General features: G+C 61.1%; 16 protein-coding genes and 1 pseudogene. 9 read left to right on the top strand and 8 right to left on the bottom strand.

From position 1 onward, the window contains the following. Positions 1-19: 19 nt before the first annotated feature. Positions 20-922, bottom strand: a complete 903-nt coding sequence (locus NKJ72_RS02150; protein ID WP_352475629.1) for a sigma-70 family RNA polymerase sigma factor — start codon at positions 920-922, stop codon at positions 20-22. Between the two features lie 205 nt (positions 923-1,127). On the opposite strand from NKJ72_RS02150, the gene NKJ72_RS02145 reads away from it, so the two are divergent. Continuing rightward, positions 1,128-2,534 carry a DHA2 family efflux MFS transporter permease subunit gene (locus NKJ72_RS02145; protein WP_352475628.1) on the top strand — a complete coding sequence of 469 codons (1,407 nt, stop codon included), beginning with the start codon at positions 1,128-1,130 and terminating at the stop codon, positions 2,532-2,534. Positions 2,535-2,600: 66 nt separating this feature from the next. Here NKJ72_RS02145 and NKJ72_RS02140 read toward each other — a convergent pair whose 3' ends face one another. After that, complete coding sequence (locus NKJ72_RS02140; protein ID WP_352475627.1) at positions 2,601-2,819, bottom strand: ATP-binding cassette domain-containing protein; 219 nt, start codon at positions 2,817-2,819, stop codon at positions 2,601-2,603. Between NKJ72_RS02140 and NKJ72_RS02135 the strand changes: the two genes are divergently transcribed. The 7 genes from NKJ72_RS02135 to NKJ72_RS02105 all read left to right on the top strand — a co-directional run bounded on the left by NKJ72_RS02135 (position 2,818) and on the right by NKJ72_RS02105 (position 10,352). Continuing rightward, complete coding sequence (locus NKJ72_RS02135) at positions 2,818-3,096, top strand: hypothetical protein (RefSeq protein WP_352475626.1); 279 nt, start codon at positions 2,818-2,820, stop codon at positions 3,094-3,096. The genes NKJ72_RS02140 and NKJ72_RS02135 overlap by 2 nt on opposite strands. Further along, positions 3,096-4,292: an acyltransferase family protein gene (locus NKJ72_RS02130; protein WP_352475625.1), complete on the top strand. Its 1,197-nt coding sequence runs from the start codon at positions 3,096-3,098 to the stop codon at positions 4,290-4,292. Before NKJ72_RS02135 ends, NKJ72_RS02130 begins: the two co-directional genes overlap by 1 nt. Positions 4,293-4,294: 2 nt before the next feature. Further along, complete coding sequence (locus NKJ72_RS02125; RefSeq protein ID WP_254819424.1) at positions 4,295-5,398, top strand: glycosyltransferase family 2 protein; 1,104 nt, start codon at positions 4,295-4,297, stop codon at positions 5,396-5,398. Between the two features lie 48 nt (positions 5,399-5,446). Further along, positions 5,447-6,433 (top strand): glycosyltransferase family 2 protein, encoded by a 987-nt coding sequence (locus NKJ72_RS02120; RefSeq protein ID WP_352475738.1) that lies wholly within the window; start codon positions 5,447-5,449, stop codon positions 6,431-6,433. A 9-nt stretch (positions 6,434-6,442) separates the two neighbouring features. Next, entirely contained in the window at positions 6,443-8,230 is a 1,788-nt protein-coding gene (locus NKJ72_RS02115) for an ABC transporter ATP-binding protein (RefSeq protein WP_502895558.1), read from the top strand. Positions 8,231-9,313: 1,083 nt separating this feature from the next. After that, positions 9,314-9,535, top strand: coding sequence for a hypothetical protein (locus NKJ72_RS02110; RefSeq protein ID WP_254819423.1), 222 nt, complete (start codon positions 9,314-9,316; stop codon positions 9,533-9,535). 112 nt (positions 9,536-9,647) lie between these two features. Beyond that, complete coding sequence (locus tag NKJ72_RS02105) at positions 9,648-10,352, top strand: SOS response-associated peptidase (protein WP_352475624.1); 705 nt, start codon at positions 9,648-9,650, stop codon at positions 10,350-10,352. Here the strand turns inward: NKJ72_RS02105 and NKJ72_RS02100 are convergent. After that, positions 10,349-10,609, bottom strand: a complete 261-nt coding sequence (locus NKJ72_RS02100; protein WP_023677293.1) for a hypothetical protein — start codon at positions 10,607-10,609, stop codon at positions 10,349-10,351. The two genes, NKJ72_RS02105 and NKJ72_RS02100, sit on opposite strands and share 4 nt — an antisense overlap. A 3-nt stretch (positions 10,610-10,612) precedes the next feature. Further along, positions 10,613-10,873, bottom strand: a complete 261-nt coding sequence (locus tag NKJ72_RS02095; protein WP_352475623.1) for a hypothetical protein — start codon at positions 10,871-10,873, stop codon at positions 10,613-10,615. 136 nt (positions 10,874-11,009) lie between these two features. Here NKJ72_RS02095 and NKJ72_RS02090 point away from each other — a divergent pair, with 136 nt between their 5' ends. After that, positions 11,010-11,189 carry a hypothetical protein gene (locus tag NKJ72_RS02090; protein ID WP_352475622.1) on the top strand — a complete coding sequence of 60 codons (180 nt, stop codon included), beginning with the start codon at positions 11,010-11,012 and terminating at the stop codon, positions 11,187-11,189. A 48-nt stretch (positions 11,190-11,237) separates the two neighbouring features. Here NKJ72_RS02090 and NKJ72_RS02085 read toward each other — a convergent pair whose 3' ends face one another. The 4 genes and pseudogenes from NKJ72_RS02085 to NKJ72_RS02070 all read right to left on the bottom strand — a co-directional run bounded on the left by NKJ72_RS02085 (position 11,238) and on the right by NKJ72_RS02070 (position 14,211). Further along, positions 11,238-13,025 (bottom strand): ATP-dependent nuclease, encoded by a 1,788-nt coding sequence (locus NKJ72_RS02085; RefSeq protein WP_352475621.1) that lies wholly within the window; start codon positions 13,023-13,025, stop codon positions 11,238-11,240. A 333-nt stretch (positions 13,026-13,358) separates the two neighbouring features. Further along, a pseudogene (locus NKJ72_RS02080) lies at positions 13,359-13,457 on the bottom strand (BA14K family protein); the annotation flags it as partial. A 266-nt stretch (positions 13,458-13,723) separates the two neighbouring features. Continuing rightward, the gene (locus tag NKJ72_RS02075) at positions 13,724-13,873 is read right to left on the bottom strand and encodes a hypothetical protein (RefSeq protein WP_023677295.1); all 150 of its coding nucleotides are present in this window, start codon (positions 13,871-13,873) and stop codon (positions 13,724-13,726) included. A gap of 14 nt (positions 13,874-13,887) precedes the next feature. Then, positions 13,888-14,211, bottom strand: coding sequence for a DUF2934 domain-containing protein (locus tag NKJ72_RS02070; RefSeq protein WP_352475620.1), 324 nt, complete (start codon positions 14,209-14,211; stop codon positions 13,888-13,890). Positions 14,212-14,252: the final 41 nt, after the last annotated feature.

Here is a 14,252-nt window from a genome sequence, read left to right as displayed (position 1 = left end):
CATTATGAAACACGAATTGCTATGCCCGCAGAGGCACTACTTCGGCGCCATCAAGCGTGTAGCGCGCATAGCGGAAATCGCGAATTCTCGCCAATCTGTCGCCCGCCCACTCCAGCAGGATAAAGTATTTTGCCCCTCCGGCCGGGTCATCCGGATCGATCACCAGAATGGCTGGGTGCCGATCGACCAGGCCTGGAAGCAGTTGCCAATCGTGGATACCCGCGTAATTGTGGAAGTATCGGCCCACTTTCGCGCGGCCGCTCGCCCGGAGCCGGTTGACGAGGTCAAGCCGCACGTCTTCGGCCAGCATGTCGCGGATCGCATCGAAGTCGCGGGCGTTGAACCGATCTACGTAGGCTGCCAGACGCGCCCGCTCGGGCTCTGCCAACACCGGCACAGGCCGATCGTCAGGCTCGCCGGCGACCTCGCGCAGGCGCAGACGGCCGCGATGAAGCGCGGCTTTCACCGCCGGAACGCTGCTGTCGATAATGTTGCCGATTTCTTCGATCGTATAGCCGAGCACATCCATGAGGATGACGCTGCTACGCTGCGCCGCGGGCAGCCGCATGAAGGTCTGCAGGCTTGCGGCTGCAGTGTGTCGGCCCTCGGCCGACATGCCGGGGTCAGGTATCATGTCGATATCCTCGACGGCATGCGTGGCATCCGCCCTGGCGCGACGGCGCAGGTGGTCGAGCGCGGCATTGTGCGCGATGCGGAATAGCCAGCCCTCGACATTGGCTATCGGCCCGGTCCCGGGGAACGCCTCGAGCGCCTTGACCGTAGCTTCCTGAACGACATCCTCGGCATCGATCACCGAACCGGTCATGCGGGCGCAATAACGGTGCAGTTTCGGGCGCAATTCGCCGAGCAGCCGGTCAAATGGCTCCCGTCCTTCTGGCGTGCCGATTGCGGATCCGGTCATCGCACAAGCGTCGATTTCATGCGTATCTCCCAGGCAGAGGCGCCCGCCATCGGGCGCAGCGTCCTATAGACGCTCGACGATGGCAAAAGGATTCGGTCGGAAAAACTTTCTTTAGCTGGAATCCTTTGGTGGTGCCTCCGCGTCTCTGCACCGTGGGCCTGCGAACCTTGTGGGCCCTCTGTTCAAGCAGGAGGCGCCACAGGTCATGAGCAAGCAAAGTGCGGCATCAACGAAGGTCTGGGTTCTCGCCCTCACGTCGATAGGCTCCTTGATGGTCGTTCTCGATGCGATGGTCGTGGCGACCGCATTGAGTACGATGCGGGTCGAACTCGATGCCTCGCTGGAGACGCTGCAATGGACGATGAACGCCTACAATTTGAGTTTTGCCGTCCTGCTTATGACCGGGGCGGCGCTCGGTGACAGGTTCGGCCGACGCCGTATCTTCATTGCCGGATTGGCGCTGTTCGTCGCAGCGTCGGTTGCCTGCGCGCTCGCTGGAAATGCCGGATTGCTGATTGCGGCTCGCGCGGTTCAGGGCGCGGGCGCCGCAATGGTCATGCCGCTGGCCATGGCGCTGCTGAGCGTCGCTTTTCCTCCGGAGGAACGAGGCAAGGCGCTGGGTATCTTCAGCAGCATCACCGGCCTGGCCCTGATTATCGGCCCGATGGCGGGCGGTGCGATCTCCGAAGGCCTCTCCTGGCACTGGATCTTCTGGCTCAATGTCCCGGTCGGCATCGTCCTCATCCCGCTGGTGCTGCGTCGGATTCCGGAGAGTCACGGGCCGGGCACGGCTATCGATGTCCTCGGCGTCGTGCTGGTAACTGCGGCGGCATTTGGAGTTGTCTGGGGTCTGATGCGCGGCAACATCGTGGGCTGGAGCAACTCTGAAGTGCTGTCGGCGCTGACGGCCGGGCTGGTTCTCGCCATCGCCTTCGTCCTTTGGCAGTTGCGTACCCGTGAGCCCATGCTGCCTTTGCGGTTTTTCCGGGCGCGCGCATTCTCCTCGGGCGTAGGGGCGAACTTCCTGCTCTGCGCCGCCATGTACGGCCTCGTATTCCTGTTGCCGCAGTTTCTGCAGTTTTCCCAGAGCCGGGGGCCGCTCGGCGCCGGCAGGGGATTGCTGCCCTGGACCGCAACGCTTTTTGTGGTCGCACCGATCGCCGGCAGCCTGATCAACCGCGTCGGCGAGCGGTGGCTTGTGGTGGCCGGATTGATCCTGCAAGCGGCTGGAATGGCCTGGCTGGCGCAGATCGCAGCACCTGATCTGCCCTACATCCAGCTCGTCGCGCCGCTGATCATTACCGGCGCAGGCGTATCGATGGCCATGCCTGCCGCGCAGAATGCGGTCCTCAATGCGGTCGCCCGGCCGGAGGTCGGCAAGGCTGCCGGCACGTTCAACACATTCCGCTTCCTCGGTGGCGTATCTGGGATCGCGATCGCCGGTGCGGTGTTCGCCGGGACCGGAAGCTTCGCGTCCACCGACGCGTTCAGTGATGGCTTCACCTCGGCAATCGACGTCTCCGCTCTGCTCTCACTCGCAGGTGCGCTCGTCGGAATGGGGCTGCCGGAGCGTCGCGCAGTGGTGGTCGCGAATGCCAGCAAGGAGGCGTAACCCGGAGGCGGGAAGCTTGCGCGTGAGTGGGTGCCGCGAAGCAGCCCCCTCCTTCAACACGCCCTCCTATTGCCCGGCGGATGCGAGGGTGCCGCTCGCCATGAGACCCCACAGCTGGTCGGCGCTCAGGTGCCTGGCGGATCCATCATAGGCCACGCGTCCGAGGCTGAGGACCACGATCCTGTCGGCCAGCGCCCGCACCGTGGAGAGATCATGCGTGACGAGGATGACGCCGGTGCTGCCGGCGGCGATCGAGCGGACGAGCTTCGCGGCGGCGGCGAGCATGCTGCATCGCAGCACCCCTGCCGCCGAAATTGGTCGGCCAAGGCAGCGTGTGAAAATCGTCAAAAATGGACAATTCGGGCTGGTTCCCGCTGTTTTTTGTGCTTTATTAGTCGCGCCTCACGTTCCTGTTTCAAATGTGTCAACTTTTTGTGTTGCGTTGCACAATGGTGGCCCTATTCTGGGTGAGGGGGGCGCTTCCGATTGGAAATGCGCCGTGAACGACGCCGCCATGTTGACCGATTGGCAGTTTCGCCGTCCCGCCGGCGTACGCCGCTAATGGGAAATGCGCGCGACACCCAATTGGACGCGCTGAGGGCCATCGCCGTGACGATGGTGCTGTACGCCCACTTCTTCGCGGCCGGCGGGGCCTCGTTCTGGGGCCATATTGGCGTGCGTCTGTTCTTCGTGCTGAGCGGCTTTCTGATCACGCGACTGCTGCTGGAAGCCAGAGCGGCCGCCGAATTCGAAACCGGACCGGCGCTGAGATCCTTCTATATCAGGCGGGCGCTGCGGATATTCCCGCCCTATTTTGCGGTGTTGGGTTTCGTCTGGCTGGTGGACCTGGAGCAGTCCAGGGGGTCGCTGGCCTGGCATGCGCTCTATCTGTCGAATTTCTGGTACGCATCGCAGAATGAGTGGACGCCCTGGCTGCTCTGCCATTTCTGGAGCCTGAGCATCGAGGAGCAGTTCTATATCGCTTGGCCGCTGATCGTCCTGCTGGCGCCGCGCTGGCGCCTGGAATCGATCTGCATCGGCGTTATCGCGCTGTCGCTGGCCTATCGCTTTTATTGGCCGATCGCGGGAACGCCCAGCCTGGCGCGCGACCTGCTGCCGCCGGCGTCGATGGATGCACTGGCGTCAGGCGCGCTGCTCGCCGCCTACCGGTCAAGAGCTGCTGGCTTGCCGCAATGGCTTCGAGTTGGCTGGCCGGGGCTCGCTGCGGCGTTTTTCGTTCTGCAGTGGTTTGCGCCGACGCCTGCAAATCCGGTGCAGGAATGGGGCCTCTGGCTGCTGTTGCAGATCCTGCCTGTCGCGCCGCTGGTGGTCATCGTTGCAAGCTGTTCAACGGGCATTGGCGGGCGCGCCGGAAAACTTCTCGAACTGCCGCCGCTGCTCGGTTTTGGCCGCATCAGCTACGGCGTCTATCTCTACCATCCCATAGTGCTGGCGCTGGTCGTCAAATCGCAGCCGTGGATCCCGCTCAACGTCTCGGAGCAAGGGCCGGGGCGGTTTCTGGTGGCGGGAACGGCAACGCTCATGCTGGCTTCGGTTTCGTGGCTGCTTTTCGAGAAGCCACTCAACAGCCTCAAACGCCACTTCCCCTATGTTGCTCGAAAACGCCGCGCCACCATCCCGGCAGGGATCGACACGACCAATACCGGATGGCTCGCGGCGGGAGCATATCTGGGCAGGCCGCTTGATGGTGGCACTTCACCGTTGCCACGCAAGCTGCAACGAACCGATCGGGGCTGATCATGGCTGCTCCCTTAGTCTCCGTTCTGCTGCCGATCTACAATGCGGGACCTTATCTGGCAGCTGCGCTGGGCAGCATCCTGCGCCAGGATTACAAGCATGTTGAGGTCATCGCCATCGATGACGGCTCGACCGACAACTCGCTGCAGATCCTGCGGAAATATCGCCAGGCCGACAGCCGCGTCTCGATCGTCTCACGCGAAAACCGCGGCCTGATCGCAACGCTCAATGAAGGCCTAGCCGTTGCCCGGGGCGATCTGGTCGCCAGGATGGATGCCGACGACATCGCCTATCCCCAGCGCCTGTCGCGACAGGTAGCACTGTTCGACCAGCAGCCTGACCTCGCTCTATGCGGTGCAAGCTTCGACACGTTGCTCGGCAACCGCATCGTCAGGGGGTCGCCCGATCCGATATTCCAGGACAATAGCCTGCGCATATTGTCGATGTTCTTCACGATCTTCATGCATTCAACGGTCGTTTATAACCGGAAGGTGATCGAAGACGGCGTTCTACATTATGACGAGAGCTACAAGCACGCCGAGGATTTCGACCTGTTCAGGCGGCTGACCGATCGCTACCCGGCAGCAATGATCCCCGAAAGCCTCATCGCCTATCGTATCCATGACGACAGCGTGACCAACAGGCACAAGCGCGAAATGCGCAGGACGCATTTGAAGATCGTCGCCGAGAACCTAGAGCGCGAAGGGCTCGTACAAGAGACGCAAGACCTCCGCGCCATCGGTGAGGTCCTGTCGATGGAGACGATTCGCCGTGCCGCCGAATGGATCCTCGCGCTGGAAGAAAGGATAGCCGCGCTTCCGGTCGAGACGAGGCCGAGCTACCAGGCCGGCACGCTGAACCTGTTCTATTTCCTCTATCAGCTGATATCGGGAGAAAGACAGCCGCTGCTGATGCACGAATTCCTGACACGGACGGCGAAATGGAAACTCATCCGGCGCCGCGAGCAGTACGTGTTTCGCACCGGTGCTTTCGCGCCGCGCTTCAGTCTCGCCTCGATGTCGGTCACCAGGCAGGTGGATGCCCTGTCGCGGTATCTGCAGTCCGTGCCGGCCGCGGCGGTTTTGCCTTCGAACCAGTTGAGCTAGCAACCCATGTTCGTCAAATCGCACCAGCTCCAGCAACGCGGCCGCTCGATGATGCCGGCGGCCATGTCGCCGCGGCCGCAGCAAGGACCGGTGCCGGCGGTCAGCTTCATTGTCTGCACCCGCGACCGTGTCGCCGTACTCGAGCCCTGCATCAGCTCGATCCAGGCCGCGTGTCGTGCCCATGCCGACTTTGCCGCCGAGCTGGTGGTTGTCGACAACGGCTCGACCGACAGCACGGCCAAACGGCTGGCCAGCATCGCCGAACTGTCGGACATCCCGTTCACTGCCATTTGCGAGCCGCGACCCGGATTGGCGGCCGCGCGCAACGCCGGGCTGGAGCGGGCGCGGGGCCGCGTGCTGGTCTTCGTCGATGATGATTGCGCGGTTCACAAGGATTATCTGCGCGATCTGCAGCGGCACTATGCGGCCGGCGAACGGGTCATCCGCGGCGGTCGCGTCGAGCTTGGCGATCCCCGCGACCTGCCGTTCACCATCAAGCGGTCGCCGGTGCGCGCGCGGCTTACGCCGGATGTCCATCCCGGCGGCTTCGTGCTTGGCTGCAACATGACGATGCACCGCGATGTTGCCGCCCGAATCGGGCGTTTCGACGAACGCTTCGGCGCCGGCGGCCCGCTGCGCTCGGCGGAAGATACGGACTATCTCGTCCGGGCGGTGCTGCTCGGCATTCCGGTCGAATACGTGCCCGACATGACCATCTATCACCATCACGGCCGGCGCGACCGCAAGGCCATCGAAAAGCTGCATCGCGATTACAGCATGGGCAATGGCGGGCTTTGCCTGAAGCATATCCGCCACGCGCCGTGGCTGCTTCGGCATTTCTACTGGTCGATGAGGGCAGCCTTGCGCGAACTGAGGAAAGGCCCGCTGTTCGATCGTGAACTCAAGCTGTCGCACTGGCCGATCATCGGCATGAATCTGCTCGGCGCGGCCAAGTTCGCGGTGCTTTTGCTGGCGAAATCGCCAAAGACAACGGAGATGCGACAGGAGCAACAGGCAAATGCCGAGGCGAGGTGATCCGCTATCATGCGACTGATGCCGCCCAGCCTGCCGATGCTGCGTCGCGCGCTCGGGCAAAAGCAGTTGCGCCTGCTTCCGGCCGTGGTGGTGCTCGGGCTGCTCAGCGCGGCACTTGAAGGCTTCGGTATCGGCCTGATCATCCCGTTGCTGAACATAATCATGGGGCAACAGGGGCAGACCGGCATGGCCGGCTTTTCCGCCGTCTTCCAGCATGTCGGAGCGAGCCTGAGCGAGCGCGACCGGCTGATCGTCATATCGGTCGCCATCCTCGGCTCGATCGTGCTGAAAAATCTGTTCGCCTACGCCAACACGCTGCTGACCACCTTCATCTACGGCAAGGCCAGCCATTCGATCCGCAGCGCGCTGTCGGAGCAACTGCTTAGGGTAGGCTACCCGTTCTTCCTGCAGCAAAGTCCTGGGCGGCTGCTCAACATCATCTCCAACGAATCCTGGCGGGCCTCGGATGCCATCCAGATCACGCTGGGGGCAATCGTCAACGCATCGGCCGCGATCATCCTGCTGACCTTCCTGCTGCTCCTGTCGTGGCAGATGACGTTGCTGGTCACGCTGGGCCTGGCGCTGGTGCAGGTCGCGCACGCCATGCTGTCCGCCAATCTGAAGGCGCCGAGCCGCAGCGTCGCCTCCCGTAACAGCCAGCTCGCCTCACAGATGCTGCATCTGGTGCATGCCGGGCGGCTGATCCGCATCTTCGGCCAGGAGCAACGCGAGAAGGCGGCATTCGACCAGGCGTCGGATGCGGTGCGCCGCGCCGCCTTCGTGCTTTTGACCCGTCAGGGAGCGTTGCCGCCGCTGACCGAAATCCTGCATGCCATGCTGTTCCTGGCGGTGGTGATCGGCGCCTGGTTCGCCAATGTTTCCTTCCCGCTGATCGTTGCCTTCGTCATCCTGCTCTACAGGCTGCAGCCCTACATGCGGTCGCTGCAAATGGCCTGGAGCCAGCTGCAGGGCCTGAGCGGATCGCTGGAAGAGGTGACGTGGATGCTGGACCCATCCGACAAGCCCGCGCCGCCGCAAGGTGACGCGGCGTTCCCCGGGCTCAGCCAAGGCATCAAGTTCGAGGACGTCACCTTTACCTATTCCGGCTCGGAGCAGCGCGCGGTGGTGCTGCATGCGGCGAGTTTCGATATCCGCAGCGGCCGCTCGACCGCGCTGATCGGCCGGTCGGGCGCCGGCAAGACGACGGTCGTCAACCTTTTGTGCCGCTTCGTCGAACCGGATAGCGGCAGGATCCTCGTCGATGGATCGCCGCTGGACCGCATCGACCCCAGCCAGTGGCGAAAGCACATTGCACTTGCCAGCCAGGAGCTGGAACTGGTCGACGGCACGATTTTCGAAAACATTGTCTACGGCCAGGACGCGGCCTCGGCCGACGATGCCGAGCGCGCGGCAAAACTGGCCGAAGCGCATGGCTTCATCGAGCAACTGCCGCAAGGCTACAGGACCGTAGTCGGCTACCGCGGCGTCAATCTCTCGGCGGGACAGCGGCAGCGGATCGCATTGGCCAGGGCCCTGGTGCGCGATCCCGATATCCTGATCCTCGACGAAGCCACCAATGCGGTGGACGGACTGTCGGAGGCGGCGATCGTCGAGACGCTGAAGTCGCGCGCCGGCCGCCGCACCACCATCGTCATCAGCCATCATCGCAGCACCATCTCGTTCTGCGACGACGTGGTGATCCTGAGCCACGGCCGCGTGAAGAAGCAGGCACCCTTCGCCGCGCTAGCGACGCTCAGTATGGACGAGCTTTACCAGCACGAGGCGCTGGAGGGCTGAGGGCGACCCGCTGCGCGCGCTGTGAGGTCGTCTCGAATGTCAAGCCAGGTCAAGCATCTCAGGGGTGAGGAAGACCTCCGCCATGCTTCTCGGGAGGATTTCCGGGGTGATGAGTCCCGAGCTTACCTGCTTTCGATCTGGAGCGTACAGAACCAAGGGTCCCCCTGGCAAATCCAGCAAAGGCAGGCGGACCCCAATCAGCGCATGAAGGGACTGATTCTGCGCCGATGTCTCCTCGAGGAGGTGACGCCATCAACTGAAGACGGGCGCAGTTGTTCCCGAAGCTGCCTGTGCACGGGACCATTGCGCAGGCAGGTCAGACTTAGGTCCCTGCGAACGGGCATCGCTGGCTGTGAGTGAAGATCGGATCGGCTCGGTGGTAGCGAAACTTCGTCCGGAGATAGGTGCAGCCATCGGGTTCCGGGCATGCGGCTCGGCGCTGATCATGGGCGTCGACCGATCCCCGCACGGCTGATGCGGAGGGCGCTTGCATTCCTGCGGAATGCGCATCCAATCCGGCGCCAACTGAAGTTGTCCAGGCGGTACAGGGCTCAGCGGTCGTCAAGCTGTTGCTAATATGCAGCACAGGCAGCGCTCTATGAACAGCGTCGCTTGGAACCGCTACCTCCGGCCAACCGTTGGTGCCACAATGACAAAACCAAAAAGTGAGGCTGACGATGGACCCGCGGCAAAACAACACGTTGGAGATCTGGTGTCTTGCAGCCGTTCCGCTGTCACTACTCCTTACGGTGTTATTAGCCGGATTTATTCTTTAGCCGAACCCAACGAGGCCGGCTTTGCGGACCGGGCCAGGAAGATGAAAATGACGGCCATTAGGCACGGTAGGCGTGGCGGACACCCCCGCAGCACCAGGCCGTGGCAGCCTTTTCCGACGTTGCCATCATAATCGGCTTTTTCGACCGTTCCGGTCCGCGGCGATTGCTCGCGGCCCGGTTGCGAGGGGCGAGCATCCGAGCCCGTACATTTTTTACACAATCTCTGATTGGTAGACTCGCCCGACGCCATCGACGTTAATTTTGCGTTAGCGACAGGAGGGGGGAGATCGCTAAAGGGAGGAAGAAAATGAAAGAAAACTACGATCTGACGATCGACTACGACGACGACGAGCCTTACGACAACAAACCCTACGATCTGGTCACATTCGCGAGAAAGCACGGGCTCAACATGCGAGCCGCCGAGCTTCTCCTTTTCGCCAAGGGTCCGTCCCGAGCGGCCTGCGATGCCGCGGCAAGGGCTTTTCTCGCGGCAGTCGCCGCACAAGCTATGAGACAATCGGCGCGGTAGGTCTCACAAAACCATTGCTGACACGGCCTGCCGTGTCAGCAACCCGACGGACAGCGCTGGAAATTCCGGGCCGTTTCCAACAAGATGCCTGAGCATCCGGGAACGGCCTGAAATGTGCAATCTTTACAATATCACGACCAGCCAGGAGGCCATTCGCCAGTGGACCCGCGCCTTGCGCGATATCCTCGGCAATCTCGAACCCTCCATCGACATCTATCCCAACCAGCCAAGCCCGGTGGTGCGCAATGCGCCGGACGGCGAACGCGAATTAGCCAATCTGCTGTGGGGCATGCCGACGCCACTGGAGCGGGTCAAGGGCAAGGCCGACTACGGCACCACCAATATCCGCAATCCGCAATACGGCCACTGGCAGCAATATCTCGGCATCGAGAACCGCTGCGTGGTGCCCGTCACCAGCTTCGCCGAGCCCAGCCCGACGCCCGGCGACAAGGACCCCGAGACCGGCATTCAGCGCAACTTCTGGTTTGCGCTCGGCGAGGACCGCCCGCTGTTCTTCTTTGCCGGCCTGTGGACGCGCTGGCAGGGCATTCGCAAGGTCAAGGACGGCCCCGCCGAGCACCAGGTCTATGGCTTCATGACGACCAGGCCCAACGCGCTGATCGCGCCGATCCACGACAAGGCAATGCCGGTGATCCTGACCACGCCGGAAGAAACCGAGGCTTGGCTCAGCGCGCCATGGTCGGAGGCAAGACACCTGCAGCGCACGGCGCCCGATGACGCGCTGGCGATCGTCGACAAGCCGGCGACGCAGATCAAGTTTCCGCAGCAGGCGCCGGCGCAAGGCTCATTGTTTTAGCGCTTGAATTTCTGCAGCACCCAGATGTAGCCCTTGGGCGGATGATCCTGGTCGATGAACTGCGTCTTCACCGTCGTGTCCTTGCGGCTGCATCGCTTGCACCTGAACCTGATCGCTTCCAGCGGTTTGTTCCAGCCCACCACCTGGGCCACGTCATTCGCCCTGAAGCGCCCGACGTGGTAGCAGTGGCCGCACTCCACGATAAGCAGCATGTTGGCCTTGGCGGCACGCCCAACGCTGTCCATCGGCCCGGCCATGGCTCATTTCCGGGTCGAGTAATCCTCGGGGAGGGGAAGCAGGCCAAGCTCCGCCATCCGATAATCGGGCTCCTTCTCCGCGACGCTGGCCAGCACCCCGTGCAATTTTTCGACAAGCCCGCAAAGCTGCCAGAACAGCTCGCCATGCGCCTTCAGATGCAGCTGCGACGACAGCACCGTCCTGCGCAGGCTCAGAGCGTCCCTGATGATCGCCTCCGCATCCCTCGCCGACAGCCTGTCGAACCGGCTTTTTCGTCTGCCCATCGCGGCTCTCCTCGATTTGTGAGCAACCGCCCCGCCTACTGACAAATAGGAAGGCATTCCTCGCAGAGTCAATTCGCTCTTGACATTTTTGTTCCCGTTTTGTTCAATTTGAACAGAAACTATCGGAGGCATCGCCATGGATTACATCGTGACGCTGGACAGCCGCCAGGAGGCTGCGCTGCAGGCCATCGCCGACAGGTTCATTGCATCACATAAGGGGGATGCGGTGAAGGCGCTGAAGGAGATGATTGTGCTGAATGGGCATTTGCAGGAGCGGTTGGATGCAGTGGAGAGCCGGCGTCGGGCGAGAGGCTAAGAGTTGCCGAAATGCGCATCTCAGCCGAGCACCGATCCATCTGCATTCTCAGGCCGCTGCTACAGACTTTGTGCTGATTCTGAACAAATCAAGCTCATTTAATAACGTAACCATGTCGGCTGGGATATCATCCTTATTCATCGCATCAATGATACGAGAGTCTGTCAGGGTAATACCATATTGATCTTTCACCCGCTGTCGATATTGACGCAGGACCTCCTTGCCCGAAACCAGAGTCATCCTTGAACCAATACTAGCCCAGCGAGCCTCGAACGAAGAGATTACGGGCTTATAGATGCTCGACGCGTCGTCGCCTCTTTTGCGAAAGAACTCAAGACGCCGCGCCATCAACTGAGAAAACACGTCGTCCCTCATCGGCCGAGTTATCGCGTCTAAAATGGCTTCTGAGGTCACCTCTTCCGAACTGCGTAATTCCGACGTATCTCGACGCACGCCGAGAGTCCGGTACACAGCTCGATCAAGAGCCGATGGGACAAGAAGATAATTTTCTATCTCCTTTCGTTCAAGCACTCTCGCCAGTAGAAGGCCGGCATCGAGAGTTTCTACCACATCAGCGATTTGTTCCTCGCAGAAGTAATCACGATCGTAGATCGCCCCTATCATAAGCGGAGCACCAAGTGCTTCGGCGATGCCCGATGCAAGGATTGTGATCTTTTGCCAAGAGCCAAAGCCTCCCGACGCCAAAGGGATAATTCCAGTGCCTGAACTCAACTCCTGCATCCCGATCTTACGTGCGAGACGCCGAAGTAGCCGGAAATCATTGAGGCCCTCAACAAAGAGGATTCTACGGCTCTTCGCAAGCGCGGTGAGAGTTATGTTGTGAGAGGAGCCAACAGCATCAAGCGCACGCTGAATACCGGATATGTTTCGTATGCGCTCTCCAGATTGGCGGTGCTTGTCGATCATTACGATCTCACTCGGATCGGCCTCGGCAATTATTTCACTCGAGTGAGTGGCGATCATTACGTCTGCCCCGGCGTCCCGCATAATGCCTAGCAGTTGGCGTTGGACATCGGGATGTAGGTACACTTCGGGCTCATCCACCACGATGAGAGAATTTTCGGTCGCGCGAGATAGGTGTGTTAGGAGTTGGCACCATATCTGGAAGCCAAAACCGACCCAATATATCTCTCTGGTTATCCGGTCCTCCAAGCAGAACATGCTCAGTTCTCCGGAAGCATAGTCATACTCCGGGGCACTGATTTGCATTCCTGGCCACGTTCTTGCGACAAGCTCCGAGAACGCATCAAATCCGTCTGGAAAAAAATGCCAGTAGCTTCGAAAATGTCTCGATGCCCGGTGGGTAGACAAGCCGGAGACGACAGTGCTGCGCTCCCGTTTCTTTTCTCTATGTTCAACCGGCCCAAGGACGGGCACAATTATCAAAGAAATTGGGAACTCTCGCTTGAACTCTGATGCGCTTTTGACCACGCCACCATCGACAAAAGGGAGAAAGACACAGCCGCCATCTTCAGGAAAGACCAATGCAAGCGAGTTCCCATTGCTCAGTGAAAAGGTTACGCGCGCTTCAGCCCCGTTGTAGTCAGTCTGTACGTTCTCCAGAGAAATCGGAACGCTCTCTTCGGGGAGGCGGTAGCCGATATAGGAATTGTCGCCGACATACACGCGACTGGGCGGTCGAGACCAGGCGAAACGTATTGCTGCATCGAGTGTCCGAAGAGCTCCGATCAAGGTGGACTTGCCCGAGTTGTTAGGCCCAACAAGAATATTGATCTCGTTTATCGTCAGCGTGAACCGGGATAGGGCCTTGAAATTGGAGAACTCAATCCGCCTTATACGCGCGCGTTTCTGCAAGAATGCCCCCTGATTTGCGCCGGTAGCTTATATGACGAGCTTAATAAGCCAGAATCCTTTTCTGCCACTGCGGCATGGCAGAATCGACGATTCTGTCAATTTGCGTCTCTCCTAGTATCCTCTTACGAACGCGGTGGTAAGACAGGGCTCTCTACTCGAACGGTCTCCGTGTACGCCCTCACCTCCCCATCATGACAGTGAGGCGCAGGTCTGGCCTCCCGCGTACTACAAAACGAACTGAGCGGCACTTTCCTCCGCTTTGCGGAAGGTCCGGCACATAGACAGGACCTCAAATCCCTCGACAGGCGCGCACTGGATGCTGCCCAGCGCGTGCTACTCGCACTGCCGGCGCGGCCCCCCTGAATAGGGCTGATAGCTGTTGTCTTCCGGCCGATAGGAGCGGTAGCGGCTGAAGCAGTATTGCACGTGGTCGGATCAGAACTCCGCGGCGCCGGGTTCATCTGATGGCGGGTAACCCTCCACCGACGACGTATCGCTCGCCTCGACGTAGCTGCCGTCATCGGTGATGTCGAGTTAGGGCGAGATGCAGGGGCGCTGCTCTCCGCTGTGGGACGTGTAGTGTCGTCCCTTAGCCTGTAGGAGCGGTAGTGGTTTCGCGACGGCTTGTTGCGGGCTGGATTCAGGTTCCGCCAGGCATGCCGCGCGACTGGCTGGCGGGCACCGGCCACCAACGCCCCTCAATGCCTCTTGAAATACTGCACCTCGCGTTCGTGCTTCTCGGCGGCCTCGCGGGTATCGAAGGTGCCGAGATTGCGGCGCTTGCCGGTCTTTTCGTCCTTCTTGCGCGAATAGAGGCGGTATTTTCCGTCTTTGAGTTTTCTGATCATCTGTCTCTCCTTAGCTAGGGCCGGCGCTTCCCCTCGAGGTTGCGCGCGGCTTGTTCGATAGCCGCCCGGTCGTTGCCCAGCCTGTCGATCAGCTCCTGCGCCTGTTCGCCCGATATGCCGGTGCGCACCGCCAGGGCCTCAACCGTCAAGACGTCGGAGTTCGCGACCTCGCGGGTTTCCGGCAGGGCATCGCCTGCCGTCAGTGGCAGGGCTGCCTCCCTGTCGATCTCGGCCTCGGCCCGGTGCCAGTGCCGCTCGGGATCGCCATGGATCCTGCCTTCACGTTCCCAGATCTGGTATGCGCGCTGACGAATCTTGTCTTCCCGGTCGTCGCCCATTGTTGATTCCTCCTTTGGGTATCGGATGAACGCCGCGCCAA

This window comes from Mesorhizobium sp. M0045 (assembly GCF_040323385.1).
Classification (GTDB): domain Bacteria; phylum Pseudomonadota; class Alphaproteobacteria; order Rhizobiales; family Rhizobiaceae; genus Mesorhizobium.
Note: the sequence above shows the minus strand (reverse complement) of the source record. Positions and strands in the feature narration are given on the sequence as shown.